The sequence below is a fragment of the Nocardia sp. NBC_00511 genome (assembly GCF_045161165.1).
GTDB lineage: Bacteria > Actinomycetota > Actinomycetes > Mycobacteriales > Mycobacteriaceae > Nocardia.
On sequence record NZ_CP107849.1, the window covers coordinates 8,783,948 to 8,799,200 of the forward strand.

Annotated in this window: 13 protein-coding genes; 6 read left to right on the forward strand and 7 right to left on the reverse strand. The window is 67.8% G+C overall.

From position 1 onward, the window contains the following. Window positions 1–260: 260 nt before the first annotated feature. From OG300_RS40935 to OG300_RS40945, 3 genes are read right to left on the reverse strand one after another with little or no spacing between them, the layout of a single operon-like run. Window positions 261–1,250: an ATP-binding cassette domain-containing protein gene (locus tag OG300_RS40935; protein WP_405490632.1), complete on the reverse strand. Its 990-nt coding sequence runs from the start codon at window positions 1,248–1,250 to the stop codon at window positions 261–263. Then, entirely contained in the window at window positions 1,247–2,062 is an 816-nt protein-coding gene (locus OG300_RS40940) for an ABC transporter permease (RefSeq protein ID WP_405490634.1), read from the reverse strand. Before OG300_RS40940 ends, OG300_RS40935 begins: the two co-directional genes overlap by 4 nt. Next, a complete protein-coding gene (locus OG300_RS40945; protein ID WP_405490636.1) occupies window positions 2,055–2,858 on the reverse strand; it encodes an ABC transporter permease in 804 nt (267 codons plus the stop codon). Before OG300_RS40945 ends, OG300_RS40940 begins: the two co-directional genes overlap by 8 nt. 334 nt (window positions 2,859–3,192) lie before the next feature. Between OG300_RS40945 and ectB the strand changes: the two genes are divergently transcribed. After that, entirely contained in the window at window positions 3,193–4,458 is a 1,266-nt protein-coding gene (ectB, locus tag OG300_RS40950; protein ID WP_405490638.1) for a diaminobutyrate--2-oxoglutarate transaminase, read from the forward strand. A gap of 115 nt (window positions 4,459–4,573) precedes the next feature. Here the strand turns inward: ectB and OG300_RS40955 are convergent, their stop codons facing one another. From OG300_RS40955 to OG300_RS40965, 3 genes are all read right to left on the reverse strand, one after another. Next, window positions 4,574–4,993 carry a tautomerase family protein gene (locus OG300_RS40955; protein ID WP_405490640.1) on the reverse strand — a complete coding sequence of 140 codons (420 nt, stop codon included), beginning with the start codon at window positions 4,991–4,993 and terminating at the stop codon, window positions 4,574–4,576. A gap of 28 nt (window positions 4,994–5,021) precedes the next feature. Then, a complete protein-coding gene (locus OG300_RS40960; protein WP_405490642.1) occupies window positions 5,022–5,723 on the reverse strand; it encodes an SDR family oxidoreductase in 702 nt (233 codons plus the stop codon). 98 nt (window positions 5,724–5,821) lie between these two features. Continuing rightward, complete coding sequence (locus OG300_RS40965; RefSeq protein WP_405490644.1) at window positions 5,822–7,978, reverse strand: serine/threonine-protein kinase; 2,157 nt, start codon at window positions 7,976–7,978, stop codon at window positions 5,822–5,824. Window positions 7,979–8,161: 183 nt separating this feature from the next. Here OG300_RS40965 and OG300_RS40970 point away from each other — a divergent pair, with 183 nt between their 5' ends. The 4 genes from OG300_RS40970 to OG300_RS40985 are packed head-to-tail and all read left to right on the forward strand — an operon-like array spanning window position 8,162 to window position 11,910. Next, on the forward strand, window positions 8,162–8,959 hold the full coding sequence (locus tag OG300_RS40970; RefSeq protein WP_405498854.1) for an ABC transporter permease: 798 nt from the start codon (window positions 8,162–8,164) through the stop codon (window positions 8,957–8,959). Next, window positions 8,938–9,762, forward strand: a complete 825-nt coding sequence (locus OG300_RS40975) for an ABC transporter ATP-binding protein (RefSeq protein WP_405490646.1) — start codon at window positions 8,938–8,940, stop codon at window positions 9,760–9,762. The genes OG300_RS40970 and OG300_RS40975 overlap by 22 nt, the downstream gene beginning before the upstream one ends. Continuing rightward, on the forward strand, window positions 9,759–10,754 hold the full coding sequence (locus OG300_RS40980; protein ID WP_405490648.1) for an ABC transporter substrate-binding protein: 996 nt from the start codon (window positions 9,759–9,761) through the stop codon (window positions 10,752–10,754). The genes OG300_RS40975 and OG300_RS40980 overlap by 4 nt, the downstream gene beginning before the upstream one ends. Before the next feature lie 10 nt (window positions 10,755–10,764). Then, the gene (locus OG300_RS40985) at window positions 10,765–11,910 is read left to right on the forward strand and encodes an LLM class flavin-dependent oxidoreductase (RefSeq protein WP_405490650.1); all 1,146 of its coding nucleotides are present in this window, start codon (window positions 10,765–10,767) and stop codon (window positions 11,908–11,910) included. A 120-nt stretch (window positions 11,911–12,030) separates the two neighbouring features. Here OG300_RS40985 and OG300_RS40990 read toward each other — a convergent pair whose 3' ends face one another. Next, complete coding sequence (locus tag OG300_RS40990) at window positions 12,031–13,236, reverse strand: nitrate/nitrite transporter (protein ID WP_405490652.1); 1,206 nt, start codon at window positions 13,234–13,236, stop codon at window positions 12,031–12,033. A gap of 189 nt (window positions 13,237–13,425) precedes the next feature. Between OG300_RS40990 and OG300_RS40995 the strand changes: the two genes are divergently transcribed. Beyond that, window positions 13,426–15,132 (forward strand): bifunctional metallophosphatase/5'-nucleotidase, encoded by a 1,707-nt coding sequence (locus tag OG300_RS40995; RefSeq protein ID WP_405490654.1) that lies wholly within the window; start codon window positions 13,426–13,428, stop codon window positions 15,130–15,132. Window positions 15,133–15,253 lie beyond the last annotated feature (121 nt).

A 15,253-nucleotide genomic window follows, 5' to 3' on the forward strand; every position in this document is an offset into this window, starting at 1 on the left:
CGGAGAATTCCCTGCAACATCGCACACGTGACCGGGGGTCGCAATTCGAATGGGGCTGAAGTGGTTACCGGAACTGCCCGGGCGAGCGCTACGACAAATCTCGTCACGATCGGTGAGAAGCAGATGTGATCTTCGCGTCGCGCCGGAAACATCGGGATGAACAAAAGCTCCGGTGCCCGTCGCCTATTTCGACGGTCGCCGCGATAGCGTTCTTCGATTTCTCATTACTCGCAATTGCGAACTGACCGGTTCTCGCCGGATCAGGTGGCCAGGGAGCCCGAGCCCGCCGCCTCGTAGATGCGGCGCACCACATCCTCGATATCGGGTTCCTCGATGGACAGGTCGCGGACCTCGGCGCGGGCCGAGACCGCGGTGAGCAGCTGTGCGGCCGTGGTGATCTCGGTGTCGAAGGCGAGCCGCTGCCGCATCCCCGCGCCCTCGCTGCCGAGCAGCTTCGCGCCGGGGAGATCGGTCAGGTCCGCGGTGGGTTCGGCGAGGTCGACGGTCAGCACCCGCTGCGCGCCGACGGTGGCGCCCAGTCCGGTCAGCGATCCGTCGTAGACCAGCTTGCCGTGATCGACCACCAGCACCCGATCGCAGAGCCGCTCGATATCGCCCATGTCGTGGGTGGTGAGCAGCAGGGTGGTGCCGCGCTGGGTGCGCTCGTGCCGCAGGAACTCACGTAATCGCTGCTTGGACAGCACATCCAGGCCGATGGTCGGTTCGTCCAGGATCACCAGTTCCGGCGAATGCAGCAGGGCCGCAGCCACTTCGGCGCGCATCCGCTGGCCCAGCGACAGCTGCCGCACCGGAGTGTCGAGGGTGTGGCCCATTTCGAGCTGGTCGATCAATTCCCGGGTGCGCGCGGCGGCGGCCTTGGGGGGTAGGCGGTGGATGGCCGCCAGGATCGAGAACGATTCGCGCAGCGGCAGATCCCACCACAGCTGCGAGCGCTGCCCGAACACCACGCCGATCCGGCTTGCCAGCTCGCGGCGCTGCCGGACCGGGTCCAGACCGCAGGTGCGCAGCCGCCCGGTGGTGGGCACCAGGATGCCGGTGATCATTTTGATGGTGGTGGACTTGCCCGCGCCGTTCGCGCCGATGTAGCCGACCGCCGCGCCGGGTTCGACGCTGAAGCTCATCTCGTCGACGGCGGTGATGAGTTCCCGTCGTCGACGCCAGCGGCCTTCCTTGCGGCTCAGCACGAAAGTGCGTGTCAGCCGGTCGATGTCGATGATCGGGTCGCTCACCCGCCGCCTCCCTGATAGTGCTTGGTTCCGATTCGCCACGAGAACAGCGCGGCCGCCCACACCCACAGCGCGGCCAGCGGGGACGCCCACGCCAGCCAGGCGGGCAGCAGCGCGGTGCCGGGTTCCCCGAGCAGCGCGACCGCCGGCAGGTACGAGGTGAAGGCGACCGGTACGAGAAAGCCGAACACCAGTTTCATCGGCGTCGGGAAGACCGAGGTCGGTTGCATGGACGCGTACGACCCGCCGTAGGTGAAGGAGTTGGTCAGTTCCGCACCGTCGATCAGGAAGAACTGCACCCCGGCCGCACACACGAAAAGCCCGGCGAAGATGGCGATTCCGGAGATCAGCGTCAGGGTGAACAGTGCCAGGTTCCCGGCCGTCCAGGCAATGTCGTTGCGCGCCAGGCCGAATGCCAGCACGGTGGCGGCGACGGCGATGCGCGCCACCCGGCGCAATTGGATATCGCTTGTCATGAGCTGTAGCAGCAGTGGTTGCGGACGCAGATAGAACGCGTCGAGCTTGCCCATTCGAATATACGTGGGCAGGGTGTCGGCGTGGCCGACGAACATGTCGGCGATCGCGAAAGACGTGTTGCTGAAACCGAACAGCAGCAGCATGCCGTCGAGGTCGAGCCCGCCCAGGCGCGGCACATTGTGGAAGATCACCCACATCTCGCCGAACTCGACGAGCCCGATCAGGAAGGCGCTCACCAGATCCGTGGCGAACGACAGCGGATACGCCCGCTGGGCGCGCAGCCGTGATCCCAGCACTGCGCGGTAGGGCTCGAGCCGTGCGGGCCGCGTCTCAACCACCCTGTACCTCCAGCTTGTGGCGTCCGGCCCGCAGCAGCAGCTGGCCCAGGCCCACCAGGACCGCCAGCCAGAAGCATTGCACGACAACGATTCCCACCGCCGCCAGCCCGGATGTCCGGCCGGAGAGCACATCGATGGGCCACTGCAGCATGGATGGGAACGGGGTGGCGTAGGCGACGGCGCGCAACCAGCCCGGGAACAGGTGGATGGGGGCGAACAGTCCGGCCAGGAAGGTGCCGCAGATCATGTGCAGCGCACGCAGGCCACGGGTTTCGATGAGCCAGAAACCGGCCAGGCTCACCGCGAACATGGACAGGAACGACAGCACGATGGCGATCAGCAGGCTGATCGCGCCCAGTACGTAGGTGCTCGCGGTGGTGGGGAAGGCGAGTCCGAAGGTGACGGTGCCGATCAGGATGCTGGGGACGCCGCGGGGGAGCAGCGTGCACAGCGCCCGGCCGAGATACTCGGCCAGATGGGCGAATTGGATGTCGATGGGCCGCAGGAAGTCGATGGCGACGTCGCCGGTGCGGATGCGCTCGACGATGTCGGGCAGTGTCCAGAACGCGATGGCGCCGAGCAGTCCCTGCGAGAGCCAGGTGTAGGCGCCGATGGTGCCGCGGTCGTAGCCGCCGAAGCCGCTGTTGGCGTGTACCGCCGCCATCAGTACCGATGCCCGGACGAATCCGAACACCACATTGGTGATGAGTCCGGCCAGCATGGCGAGCCGGTAGTGCGATTGTCTGCGGAATCCCGCCTTGACCAGCTGCCAGTAGACCCCCACGTCGGCGCGCACAAGTGGTTGACACTACGGGGGTGGTCGGCCGCTCGCAATCGGAAGTTTGCCAGTATTGTGCTGGTCCCCGATTCGGAATCGGCTGCGGCAGTCCGGGATCGGTAGCTGTCCGATCGCTCGCGGATCGGCTAAAAGGTACAGCCAAGACGATTTGCTCGAAACGGACGCAGGGGGTATTGCGTCGGTTATGCTCGGCGCCGTTCCGTTGTGACGTGGGTCGCCGCGGCCCGTTCACCGGATCTTCCGGCTCGATTCGCCGAAAACGGTTCCCCCGGGCGTCTCCTGATGATAGAAACGTCAGCGTTTCACTTTGCTGCGAACGCTAGGAACGCCGATGACCACCATTTCCGAGACGACCGTCTTCGAAGGACTCGAGTCCAATGTGCGTGGCTACTGCCGTTCCTGGCCGACGGTGTTCGACACCGCCCGCGGCGCCTGGCTCACCGACGAGAGCGGCAAGGACTACCTCGACTTCTTCGCCGGTGCGGGCACGCTCAACTACGGGCACAACAACCCGGTGCTCAAGCAGGCGCTGATCGACTACCTGGTCGGCGACGGCATCACCCACGGCCTGGACATGTCCACGGTCGCCAAGCGCCGCCTGCTCGAGACCGTCCGCGACCTGCTGCTGGTGCCGCGCGGGTTCGACTACAAGGTGCAGTTCCCCGGCCCGACCGGAGCCAACGCCGTCGAGGCCGCGCTCAAGCTGGCGCGCAAGGTCACCGGCCGCACCACCATCCTGAACTTCACCAACGCCTTCCACGGCATGACCCTGGGCGCGCTGTCGGTGACCGGCAATGCCGCCAAGCGGGCCGGTGCGGGCGTCCCGCTGGTGCACGCCACCCCGATGCCCTACGACGGGTACGTCGAGGAGGCGGAGGATCTGGCATGGATGCGCCGTGCCCTCGACGACAGCTCCTCGGGCCTGGACAAGCCCGCGGCCGTCATCGTCGAAACCGTGCAGGGTGAGGGCGGCGTCAATGTCGCTCGCGCCGAATGGCTGCGCACGCTGTCCGAATTGTGCGCGGCGCGCGGCATTCTGCTGATCGTCGACGACGTGCAGATGGGCTGCGGCCGCACCGGCCCGTTCTTCTCCTTCGAGATCGCGGGCATCACCCCCGACATCGTCACCCTGTCCAAGTCCATCGGCGGCTACGGCCTGCCCATGGCCCTGGTGCTGATGCGGCGCGAACTCGACCAGTGGGCTCCCGGCGAGCACAACGGCACCTTCCGCGGCAACAACGCCGCCTTCATCACCGCCGAGGTGGCGCTGCGGCACTACTGGTCCGACAACCGGCTCGAGACCGCGACCCTGGCCAAGGGCGAGCGCATCCACACCCACCTGGCCGCGCTGAGCGACACCTTCGACGGCCTGTCCACCCGCGGCCGCGGCCTGGTGCAGGGCCTGGTCTTCGAGGACGCCTCGCAGGCCACCAAGGTGTGCCGCCACGCCTTCGAGATGGGGCTGCTGGTCGAAACCTCCGGCTCGGTGGACGAAGTCGTGAAGCTGCTGCCGCCGCTCACCGTCACCGATGACGAAATCACCCACGGCCTGGGCATTCTCACCCGCGCCGTCGAAATGGTGCGGGAAGCGCACTGATCCGCGACGCGCACTAGCGCGCGTCCCCCAGATGTCGGTCACCGCCCACACCGGTGCCGACTCGGTGCCGGGTTCCCAGCTGCGGAGGGAACCCGGCACCACCTATTTCGGCCCCTCAGTACGGGATCGGCTTGTTCGTCTCGGCCCAGCCGCGTTCGATATCGCTGCCCGGCGGCGGTGGGAACTGGCCGCCGATCATCCAGGTGTCCCGGGGCACCTCGTTGATATTGAACTCGAGATGCAGGCCCCGATCATGGGTGTAGGGAGCCATCAGGTCGTGCAGTCGCGCGGTCATCTTCTTGCGCAGATCCGGATCGTCGAGCTGACGGGCCAAGTGGTCGATGGTGATTCGCACCGACGGCATCGATACGCCGCCGACATAGAAGGAGTCGGCCGCGATCTCGTGGAACAGCGCCACCGCGTAGAACTCCGGCAGTCCGACGCGCGCGTAGTACGCGGTGATGTCCTTGGCGAAATTCTGCTTGTCCTCGGCGGTGAAAGTGTCGGCCGGATGATAGATGTGCCACAGCGGCATGGTGGATTCCTTTGTCCGAGTGTGATTTTCAGCGGCCGAAGTTCAGTGCGAGTCCTTCGACGGGTCCGGACAGTGAGGCCTTCACCTGCCGGGTGAACTCGTCCACCAGCACTTCAGCGGCCCCCTGTTGGAGTCCGTCGGCGACGGCGGCGGCCACGTCGGCCGGGCTGATCTTCGGCGCGGCAATGGTTTTCACCATGTCGGTATCGGCGAACCCGAGATGCACGCCCACCACCTGCGTCCCCTGCCCCGCCAATTCGATCCGCAGCGAATTGGTGATCGACCACAGCGCCGCCTTCGACGCCCCGTAGGCCGCCGCGCCAGAACTCCACGACAGCACCGAATGGATATCCACCAGCGCCCCACCGCCGTTCGCGGCGAGGATCGGTGCGAACGCGCGTGCTACCAGCAGTGGTCCGAAGACATTCGTCTCGAAGGTCTCCACCACATCCGCCATCTCGCCGTGCAGCAGTGACGCGGACCGCAGCACCCCGGCGTTGTTCACCACGATGCTCACGTCCCCGGCCCGCTCCGCCACGGCCGCAACCGAATCCGCGTCGGTCACCTCCAGCGGCAGCGGCACGATCCGCGGATCGTCGCTCGGGTCCGGCTTGCGTGCGGTCACGTACACCTTGGCCGCGCCCCGTTGCAGGAACTCCTGCGCGAATGCCCGGCCCAGTCCCCGCTGTCCGCCGGTCACCAGTACGACCGCACCCTCGATTGTCGTCATTTCGACCTTCCTGATTCATTCGCGACCATCTGACTATATAAAACTATAGCCAACTGGGCCGGGTTGCGACAGGGCGGGGGTGGAGCCGTGGACGAGGTTCAGCTCACGAAGTACTTCTGGAACCAGGTCAGCAGTGCGGCTTCGGTTTTGGGTCCGTTGTCGGGGGTGTCGAATCGTTCGGCGTCGATCATGACGAGCAGGTGGAGGTCGTCGTGCACGGCGAGGATCATCGGGCGGTTGGGGTCCTCGGTCTTGTCGGACATGCAGAAGAAGCGGCCCACCGGGGCGTTGTTCCGCCGCCAGATGTCGTCGGAGCCGGTGGGGTTTCCGCAGCTGTGTCCGGGGTTCTGAGCGAGTTGGGCCTGGTAGATGGTGTTCGCTGAATTGCGGTCGGCGAAGCCGATGAACGACACGCTCGGGGTGGCGGCGGGCGTCGCGCAGTCCAGGATCGCCGTCGCCCCGCCCATCGGCGGATCATCGTGGATGCAGTTGGCGGTCGTGTAGTCGTCGCCCATGTGCTGCAGCAGGTAGCGGTCCGCGTCGGTGTAGAAGTCGGGGTCCTTCGGACTGTCCTTGCTACGGAACTGGCCCAGGTCGAGGCGCGCGGACTGGTCGCGGACCGCGGTTTCGTCGGCGTTCCAGATGTACACCGCGAGCGCGAAGTTCTCCTCACTGGTCACCGCCATGGCGGGCAGCGGCGGCGAGGGCGCGGAGGTCTTGTCGAGGTAGCAGGCCTTGCGGCCCACCTCCTTACCGTTGGACAGCGTCGGAGCGTCGGTGCCGGCCGAGCCGCCCGCGCAATTCGTGGCTCCGAAGACCCTGAGGACATTGGTGGTGTAGAAGTCGTGCATGGCAGCCGCGGTGCGGAACTCGATGAACCGCGCGGTCGGGGCATAGGCCGCCGGATTCGCCTTGCAGAGGAGGTACGCCAGCGCCGTCGGATCAGGGTCGCCGTGAAAGCAGTTGGCGCGGTGGTATCCGGCCCAGGTGCTCAGCGAGAGCAGGCCGATATCCGCTCCGCGCAGTGCCGAAGCATCGCCGACGGCCTTACCCGAGGTGGTGCGGTGTTCGAACTCCCAGCCCGCGAAACCCAGTGCGGCGCACACCAGGACGAGCGCACCGAGGAGAGCTGACACTCGTCGCAGACGTGAGCCGGTGGGTGGTCGAGACGTCGCGCCGGTGTCGGTCGGGGTGTTCTCCAGCGGCTGCGGCCCGGTCCCGGTGCCGACCGAGCTTCCGGTTCCGGGATCGGAGCTTGTCGAATCGGGTTGCCGCTCAGCGATGTTCGCGGCCGGACCCGCGGGCTGGCTGACATCGGTGGGCTCACTGTCCGCGGTCGTGGTCAGCGGCTCGCGAGCCGATGCCTCACCGACCGTGGCGGCCCGTGCCCGCGCCGCCCCGGTCTCGCCGGTCACCGGTTCACCCAGTGCCGCGTGCGCGGCGGCGGCCAATTCGCCTGCGCTGCTGTAGCGCTCGTCCGGATTCTTGGCCATGCCGCGCGCCACCACCGCGTCGAAGCCGACGGGGACGGCGGCGCGCACCAGGCTGGGCCGGGGGATGGGGTCGAAGAGGTGGGCGCGCATGATCTGCGCGTCCGTCTCGCCGGAGAAAGGCTTTGTGCCGGTGAGGGATTCGAACAGCACGCAGGCCAGGGCGTAGACGTCGGCGGTGGGGCCGAGTTCGCGGGTGGAGAACCGTTCGGGGGCCATGTAGCGGTAGGAGCCGACGGTGCCGCCGGTCTGGGTGAGGGATTCGTCGGTGACGGACTGGGCGATGCCGAAGTCGACCAGGTAGACGAAGCCCTCGTGGGTCAGCAGGATGTTGTCGGGCTTCACGTCCCGGTGCAGCAGGCCGTCGCGGTGGGCGGCGTCGAGGGCCGAGGCCACCTGCTCGATGATGACGACCGCGCGTTCGGGCGGCATCGATCCGGCGCGGTGCAGCAGCGACCGCAGCGAGTCGCCGTCCACCAGCCGCATGTCGATGTAGAGGCGGCCGTCGATCTCGCCGTAGTCGTGGATGGGGATGACGTGCGCCTCGCGCAGCCGGGCGGCGGCATGGGATTCGCGCTGAAAACGCTGGCGGAACACCGGATCCTGGGCCAGCCGTTCCGGCAGCACCTTGATCGCCACCGTGCGGTCCTTGACGGTGTCGTAGGCCTGAAACACCTCGCCCATGCCGCCGCGCCCGATCAGCCGGTCGAGCCGGTAGGGCCCGAACGTCGATCCGGTGCTGAGCGGCTCGTGCGGACTGCTCATCGGTCGTCCCCCGGGTCCTCGTCGCGGGTCCATTGTGGCAGTCGCGCTCCCCGCGGAGTTCAAGAATCACACGGATTACAACCGGTGACGAGGCGACCGAGCGACGGCACTGTTGCAGCGTGGCGGGCGAAGGCCCTCGACCGCCCTCGTCCCCCGTCCCACCGAGGTGCTGTCGTGTCGTCAATTGCCGTGCAGGCCAGGCCCGTTGCGGTCCGGTCGCTGCTGCCGAGTGCCGCCGTGCTGGCGCGTTTCGCCGGTCCGGTGCTGGTCGTGGTGCTCTGGCAGCTCGCCAGTGCGACGGGGGTGCTGCCGGAACGGCTGCTCGCCTCGCCGCTCACCGTGGTGCGGACCGCCGTCGACCTGCTCGAGGACGGCACCCTCACCCACGCGCTGTCGGTGTCGTTGCGCCGGGCCGCCGTGGGTTTCGTGATCGGGGCGGTATTCGGGATCGGGCTGGCGCTGGTCGCCGGGTTGAGCAAGATCGGGGAGTACCTGGTCGACCCGCTGCTGCAGATGCTGCGCACGCTGCCCTTCTACGGCCTGATCCCGCTGTTCATCCTGTGGTTCGGCATCGGTGAGCTGCCCAAGATCGTGCTGGTCGCCTTCGGCGTGGCGATTCCCCTGTACCTCAATACCTTTGCCGGAATCCGCAGTGTGGACGGCAAACTCGCCGAGCTCGCGCAGGTGCAGCGGCTGAGCCGGTTCGAGCTGATCCGCCACATCGTGCTGCCCGGCGCGCTGCCGCAGACCCTGGTGGGCCTGCGGCAGTCCCTCGGCGTGGCCTGGCTGGCGCTGATCGTCGCCGAGCAGGTCAATGCCGACGCCGGTCTCGGCCAGATGATCAACGACGCCCGCGAATTCCTGCGCACCGACGTGATCGTCGTCGGCCTGCTCGTCTACAGCGTGCTCGGTCTGCTCACCGACGCACTGGTCCGTCTGATCGAGAGGAGAGCGCTGACATGGCGACGCAGCTTCCTGTGACCCTTCCCGAGGTGGCCCCGGCCGATATCGAGGAGCGTCCGTCGCACCTCTCGGTCGTCACCGCACCCGAGGTCAGCGCCGAACCGGTGGCCCGAATCCGGGGTGTGGTCAAGGACTTCGGCGAACGCCGGGTCCTGCACGACCTCGACCTGGACATCGGCCGCGGCGAGTTCGTCGCCCTGCTCGGCCGCAGCGGTTCGGGCAAGTCCACGCTGCTGCGCGCGCTGGCCGGACTCGACGGGGACACCGGCGGCGAGCTCACCGTCACCGGTGAGGTGGCCGTCGCCTTCCAGGAGCCGCGGTTGGTGCCGTGGAAGAAGGTGCGCGACAACATCACTCTCGGTCTGCGCCGCCGCGATGCGAAGGCCGCCGCGCGGGAGGCACTGGCCGAGGTCGGCCTGGCCGAACGCGGCGACGCCTGGCCGCTGACCCTCTCCGGCGGTGAGGCGCAGCGCGCGTCCCTGGCCCGCGCCCTGGTCCGCGATCCCGATCTGCTGCTGCTCGACGAGCCGTTCAGCGCGCTGGATGCCTTGACCCGCATCACGATTCACAACCTGGTGCTGGATCTGTGGACCTCGCATCGGCCCGGCGTGCTGCTCGTCACCCACGATGTGGACGAGGCGCTGCTGCTCGCCGACCGGGCGCTGGTGCTCGCCGAGGGCCGCATCGCCCGTGAGATCACCATCGACCTGCCCCGCCCCCGCCGCCGCGAGCATCCCGAATTCGTTGCCCTGCGCGCCGAACTGCTCGCCGAACTAGGCGTCGCTCAGCACGACCGTGTCACCCCGGAAGGACACCCATGATCTCCAGACGTCTGATTGCCGCTGTCGCGGTCGCCACGGCTCTCGTCACCGCGGCGTGCAGCTCCGGCAGCGACAACAGCAAGGGGGTGAACGCCGATGGCTCCGTTGACCTTTCACAGGTGACCCTGCACGTCGGCGATCAGAAGGGTTCCGCGCTGCAGGCCCTGCTGGAGGTGTCCGGTCAGACCAAGGACCTGCCCTACAAGCTGGACTGGGCGCAGTTCACGGCGGGCCCGCCGATCCTGGAGGCGATCAACGCCGGATCCATCGATTTCGGTGGCGTCGGCAATGCCCCGCCGGTGTTCGCGGCGGCCGCCAAGTCCCGCATCGAGATCGTCGGAGCCTATGACTCCGGTGCGCAGGGCTCGGCCATCCTGATCCCGAAGGACTCCACCCTGAAGGATCCGAAGGACTTGCGAGGCAAGAAGATCGCCGTCACCAAGGGCAGTTCCGCGCACTACCACCTGCTGTCGGTGCTGACCAAGAACGGCCTCACCTTCAACGACATCGAGCCGCAATACCTGCAGCCCGCCGACGCGCTGGCCGCGCTGTCCACCGGTCGCATCGACGCCTGGGCGGTGTGGGATCCGTATGTGGCGCAGGCGCAGGCCGACGGCAACAAGATCCTGGTCGACGCCACCGGCTACGTGAAGCCCGACTCGTTCTTCGTCGCGGGCACCAAAACCCTGGAGAACAAGGCCAGTTCGGCCGCGGTGCGCGATCTGCTGGTCCGCATCCAGCGCGCCCAGACCTGGATCAAGGACCACCAGGAGGACTGGGCCAAGCAGTCCGCGAGCATCACCGGCGTTCCCTACGACGTCACCCTGACCGCCGTGAAACGCGCTGTGTACAACCATCATCCGCTCGACGACGCCACCATCACCGCCGAACAGCAGGTCGCCGACGCCTTCTCCGACGCCAAACTGATCCCCGGCAAGGTGAACATCAAGGACTTCGTCGACACCCGCTTCAACGACCGATTCACCTCCTAGGAGTCCCCGAATGAGCCTGTCGTTCCACTGGTTCCTGCCCACCTCCGGCGATTCGCGCGGCCTGGTGGTCGGCGGTCACGGCACCCCCATGTCGGGTGACCGGCCCGCGTCGCTGCACTACCTCAACCAGATCGGCGCGGCCGCCGAGACCAACGGCTTCGAGGCCGTGCTCACGCCGACCGGATCCTGGTGCGAGGACGCGTGGTTGACCACCGCCATGCTGGTCGAGACCACCGAGACGCTGAAGTTCCTGGTGGCGCTGCGGCCCGGGCTGATGAGCCCGACCCTGGCCGCGCAGATGGCGGGCACCTTCCAGCGGCACTCGCGGGGACGGCTGCTCATCAATGTGGTGACCGGCGGCGAGCCGAAGGACCAGGCGGCCTACGGCGACTTCGCCGACAAGGAGACCCGCTACGCGCGCACCGGCGAATTCCTGCACGTGGTCAAGTCGCTGTGGAATTCGCACGAGCCGATCACGTTCGAGGGCGAGCATATTCGCGTCGAGAACGCGCTGCTGTCCAACCGGCCCGACCCGGTGCCGCCGGTCTTCTTCGGTGGTTCCTCCGGCCCGGCCGGTCCGGTCGCGGCCCGCTACGCCGACACCTATCTCACCTGGGGTGAACCGGTGCTCGCGGTGAGCCGCAAGCTGGACTGGATTCGCGGGCTCGCCGTGGATCAGGGCCGCAAGCTGGACTACGGCCTGCGCATCCACGTCATCTCCCGTGACACCTCCGAGGAGGCATGGGCGGTGGCCGACCGGCTGCTGGCCGGTATCGATCCCGCCGATATCGAACGCGTGCAGGCCGCACTGGCGCTGAGCGAGTCCGAGGGCCAGCGCCGGATGGCGGAACTGCACGGCGGCAAGACCGATCGGCTCGAGATCGCCCCCAACCTGTGGGCCGGGGTCGGCCTGGTGCGCGGCGGCGCTGGCACCGCGCTGGTCGGCTCGCACGCCGAGGTCGCCGAACGGCTCATCGAGTACTCGAAGGCGGGCGTCACCCACTTCGTGCTGTCGGGCTACCCGCATCTCGAGGAGGCGTACTGGTTCGGTGAGGGCGTGCTGCCGATCCTGGAGCGAAAGGGGCTGTGGAAGCACCCGAATCGCCGCCACGAGCCCGCCCCCGCCATCCCGTTCGCAGGAGCGGCCAGCAGCTAGCAGTTGACAAACGAGGAGCGCAGTCGGTCGAGACCGACTGCGCTCCTTCATGTTCGGGATGCGACCGCCGCGAAGAGGCTGCGCGGCGGCCGCATCCGGATGACCCCGGCGTCGGAGGGATCAGTGGTGCGCCCTCGATGCCACGGCCCGGACCGCGGCATCGGCATGGGTGGGGGGCGCGACCGCACGACGCAGGGTCACGGTGAACAGCAGCGCGGCGGCGGCAGTGCCGGCGAGCAGCAGGTAACCGAGGGTATAGGTATCGGTGCGGGCGAAGGTCAGACCCATCACCAGCGGTGGGAAGTAGCCGCCCAGACCGCCGGCCGCGCCGACCAGGCCGGTGACCGTGCCCACGCGGGCCGGTTCGACCAACTTGGCGACCAGCGCGAACACGCCGCCGGTGCCGAGCCCGAGGAAGAACGCCATCACCACCAGGGTCGCCCCCGCCGGTAGTTCGGCCGGAAGTTCCAATGCCAGTAGCACAGCCATCAGCGCGACACCGGCGAACGCGGCGATCAGCACCCGGACCGGGCCGACCCGGTCGGAGAGCATGCCGCCCACCGGTCGGGCCAGCACACCGGCGATGGCGAAGCCCGCGGTGCGGATGCCCGCGTCGGACTGCGCGAAGTCGTAGACGTTGTGTAGCACCGTCGGCAGGTAGGTGGAGAAGGCCACGAAACCGCCGAACGCCACCGCGTACAGGAACGCGCCCTGCCAGGTCGCGCGCATCCGCAGCGCCTCGCGGATGCGGGGCAGCGCGGGTTCGGTGGCCGGACTCCACTTCGGGGAGTCCTTGCTGAACAGCAGCATCACCGCACCCATCACGGCGAGCGCGGCGGCCATGATCAGATGCGTGGTCATCCGGCCCAGGTGTTCGACCAGGCGCGGGGTCAGCAGCGCCGAGAGCGCGGTGCCGCCCATGCCGACCCCGAACACACCGGTCGCGAACCCGCGCCGCGACGCCTCGTACCAGTTGTTCACGAACGGAATGCCGACCGCGAACGAGGTGCCGCCGACGCCGAGCAGGAACGCCCAGAACAGCAGGCTGCCAAAGGAATTCGCCGACCCGACGAACATCACCGGAATGATGGTGAGCAGACAGATCACCGCGAACATGCGCCGCCCGCCGAACCGGTCGGTGAGCACGCCCACCGGGATGCGCCCGAGCGATCCCACCAGCACCGGAGTCGCCACCAGCAGCGAGGTCTGTCCCGCGGACAGGTGCAGCATCTTGGTGTATGAGGAGGAGAGTGGGCCGATCAGATTCCACGCCCAGAAGGTCAGCGCGAACGCCGCCGTCGCGAGCGTCAGATTCCTTGCCGTCATGAATTCTGTCTAACAGGGGCGCAATTCGCCCACCAGAAGACGCGAAACACGCCTCGGCTGTGGGTATTTTCCGTGGCACCGGGCTGACCTGCGGGTATCCGACGATCACGATAATGCCCGGCGCGCGGGGTATTTCAGTTCACCTGGTCGTCGTGCCCGCGCCAACGGGATCTGCCAGAGTCGACGGTTATGAACGGTCGTCGACGGGTGCCCGGTCCGATGCGGGTCACGCTGAGCGGGTTGGTACTGACAGTGACCGTGGCCTTGGTGGCCGCGTGCGGCGGCGGGGGTGAGCCCGCGAAGCCCGCCGCTTCCCCTGCGGTGCCGCTGGTTTCGACCAACGACCTCCCCGCCGCCCAGCCCGGCGAGGTGCATCTGTTCGGGATCAACGACCTGCACGGGAACCTGCAACCGCCGGACGGGTCCAACGGCAAGATCGGCTCCTACGACGCGGGCGGTGCCGCCTACCTGGCGGCGCACCTGGCCAAGCTGAAGGCGGCCTACCCGGACAGCGCCGTGGTCGCGGCCGGAGACAATGTCGGGGCCAGTCCGCTGATCTCCGCCCTGTTCCACGACGACCCCACCATCGAGTTCCTCAATTCGATCGGCACCGCCGTCTCCTCGGTCGGCAATCACGAATTCGACCACGGCGTCAGCGAATTGCGGCGTTTGCAGCAGGGCGGCTGCGCCTCGGACGGGTGCACGCCCGGAGAACCGTTCACCGGCGCGAAGTTCCAGTACCTGGCCGCGAACGTCACCGACGGCAACGGCGCGCTGCCGCCCGCCACGAAGCCCTGGACCATGCTCCAGGTCGGCGGCCACAAGATCGGCGTGATCGGTGTCGTCACCCCCGACACCGCCAATATCGTGATGCCGGACGGCATTCGGGGCTACCACTTCGGTGACGAGGCCGACGCCATCAACAAGTACGTGCCCGAGGTGAAGGCGGCCGGAGCCGAGACCGTGATCGCCCTGCTGCACGACGGCGGCGCGCAGAACACCCACGGCAAACCGGTCGACTACAACGGCTGCGCCGACATCTCACCCGATGTCAGCGCGCTGGCGAACAAGACCGACAGCGCGGTCAGCGTCATGTTCACCGCGCACAGCCACCAGGCCTACAACTGCACCATCGCGGGCAAGGTCGTCACCCAGGCCGAATCCTTCGGCCGCTTGATCACCGATGTCACGCTGCGCTTCCACGACGGCAAGGTGGACGCGAAGGCGGTCAACCGGGTCGTCACCCGCGACATCGCGCCCGCGTCGGCCACCACCACCCTGGTGGATTTCTTTGCCGCACAATCCAAGCCGCGCGCCGAACGGGTGATCGGCAGCTCCACCGGCCCACTGCCCAGCGCCCCCGACCGCGACGGCGACTCACCACTGGGTGACCTCATCGCCGACTCCATGCTCGACGCCATGCGGCCCGCGCAGACGGTGGCGGCCTTCATGAATCCCGGTGGGGTGCGCGCGGATCTGCCCGGCGGCGCCATCACCTACGCGCAGGCCTACACCGTGCAGCCGTTCGGCAACCAGGTGGTGTCGCTGGCGCTGACCGGGCAGCAGATCCTGAATCTGCTGGAACAGCAGTGGGACAACGTGAGCAAGCCCGCGGTGCTGTCGGTCGCCGGAATCACCTACGCGTACACCGCGACCGGGGAGAAGGGGCACAAGGTGATCGCCGACAGCGTCCGCATCGGCGACCAGCCGCTGAACCCGACCGTGTCCTACCGGGTCTCGACCAACAACTTCCTGGCCTCCGGCGGAGACGGGTTCACCGTGTTCAAGCAGGGCGGCGGCACCCAGGTCGGTCCGATCGATCTGGACGCGCTGGAGTCGTACCTGCAATCGCGGGGGTCGGTGCAGCCGCCGACGGCCCGCATCGAGAAGCGCTGAACCCCAGGTACGGGAAGCGCTGACGTATACACCAGAAGTGCTGTCCGTTCATCCCTTCCGGTCGGGATGCGAGGATTGTGCGCCCTTGGTCAGGGCGCCCTTCGTGGCAATCCCGCCGGTC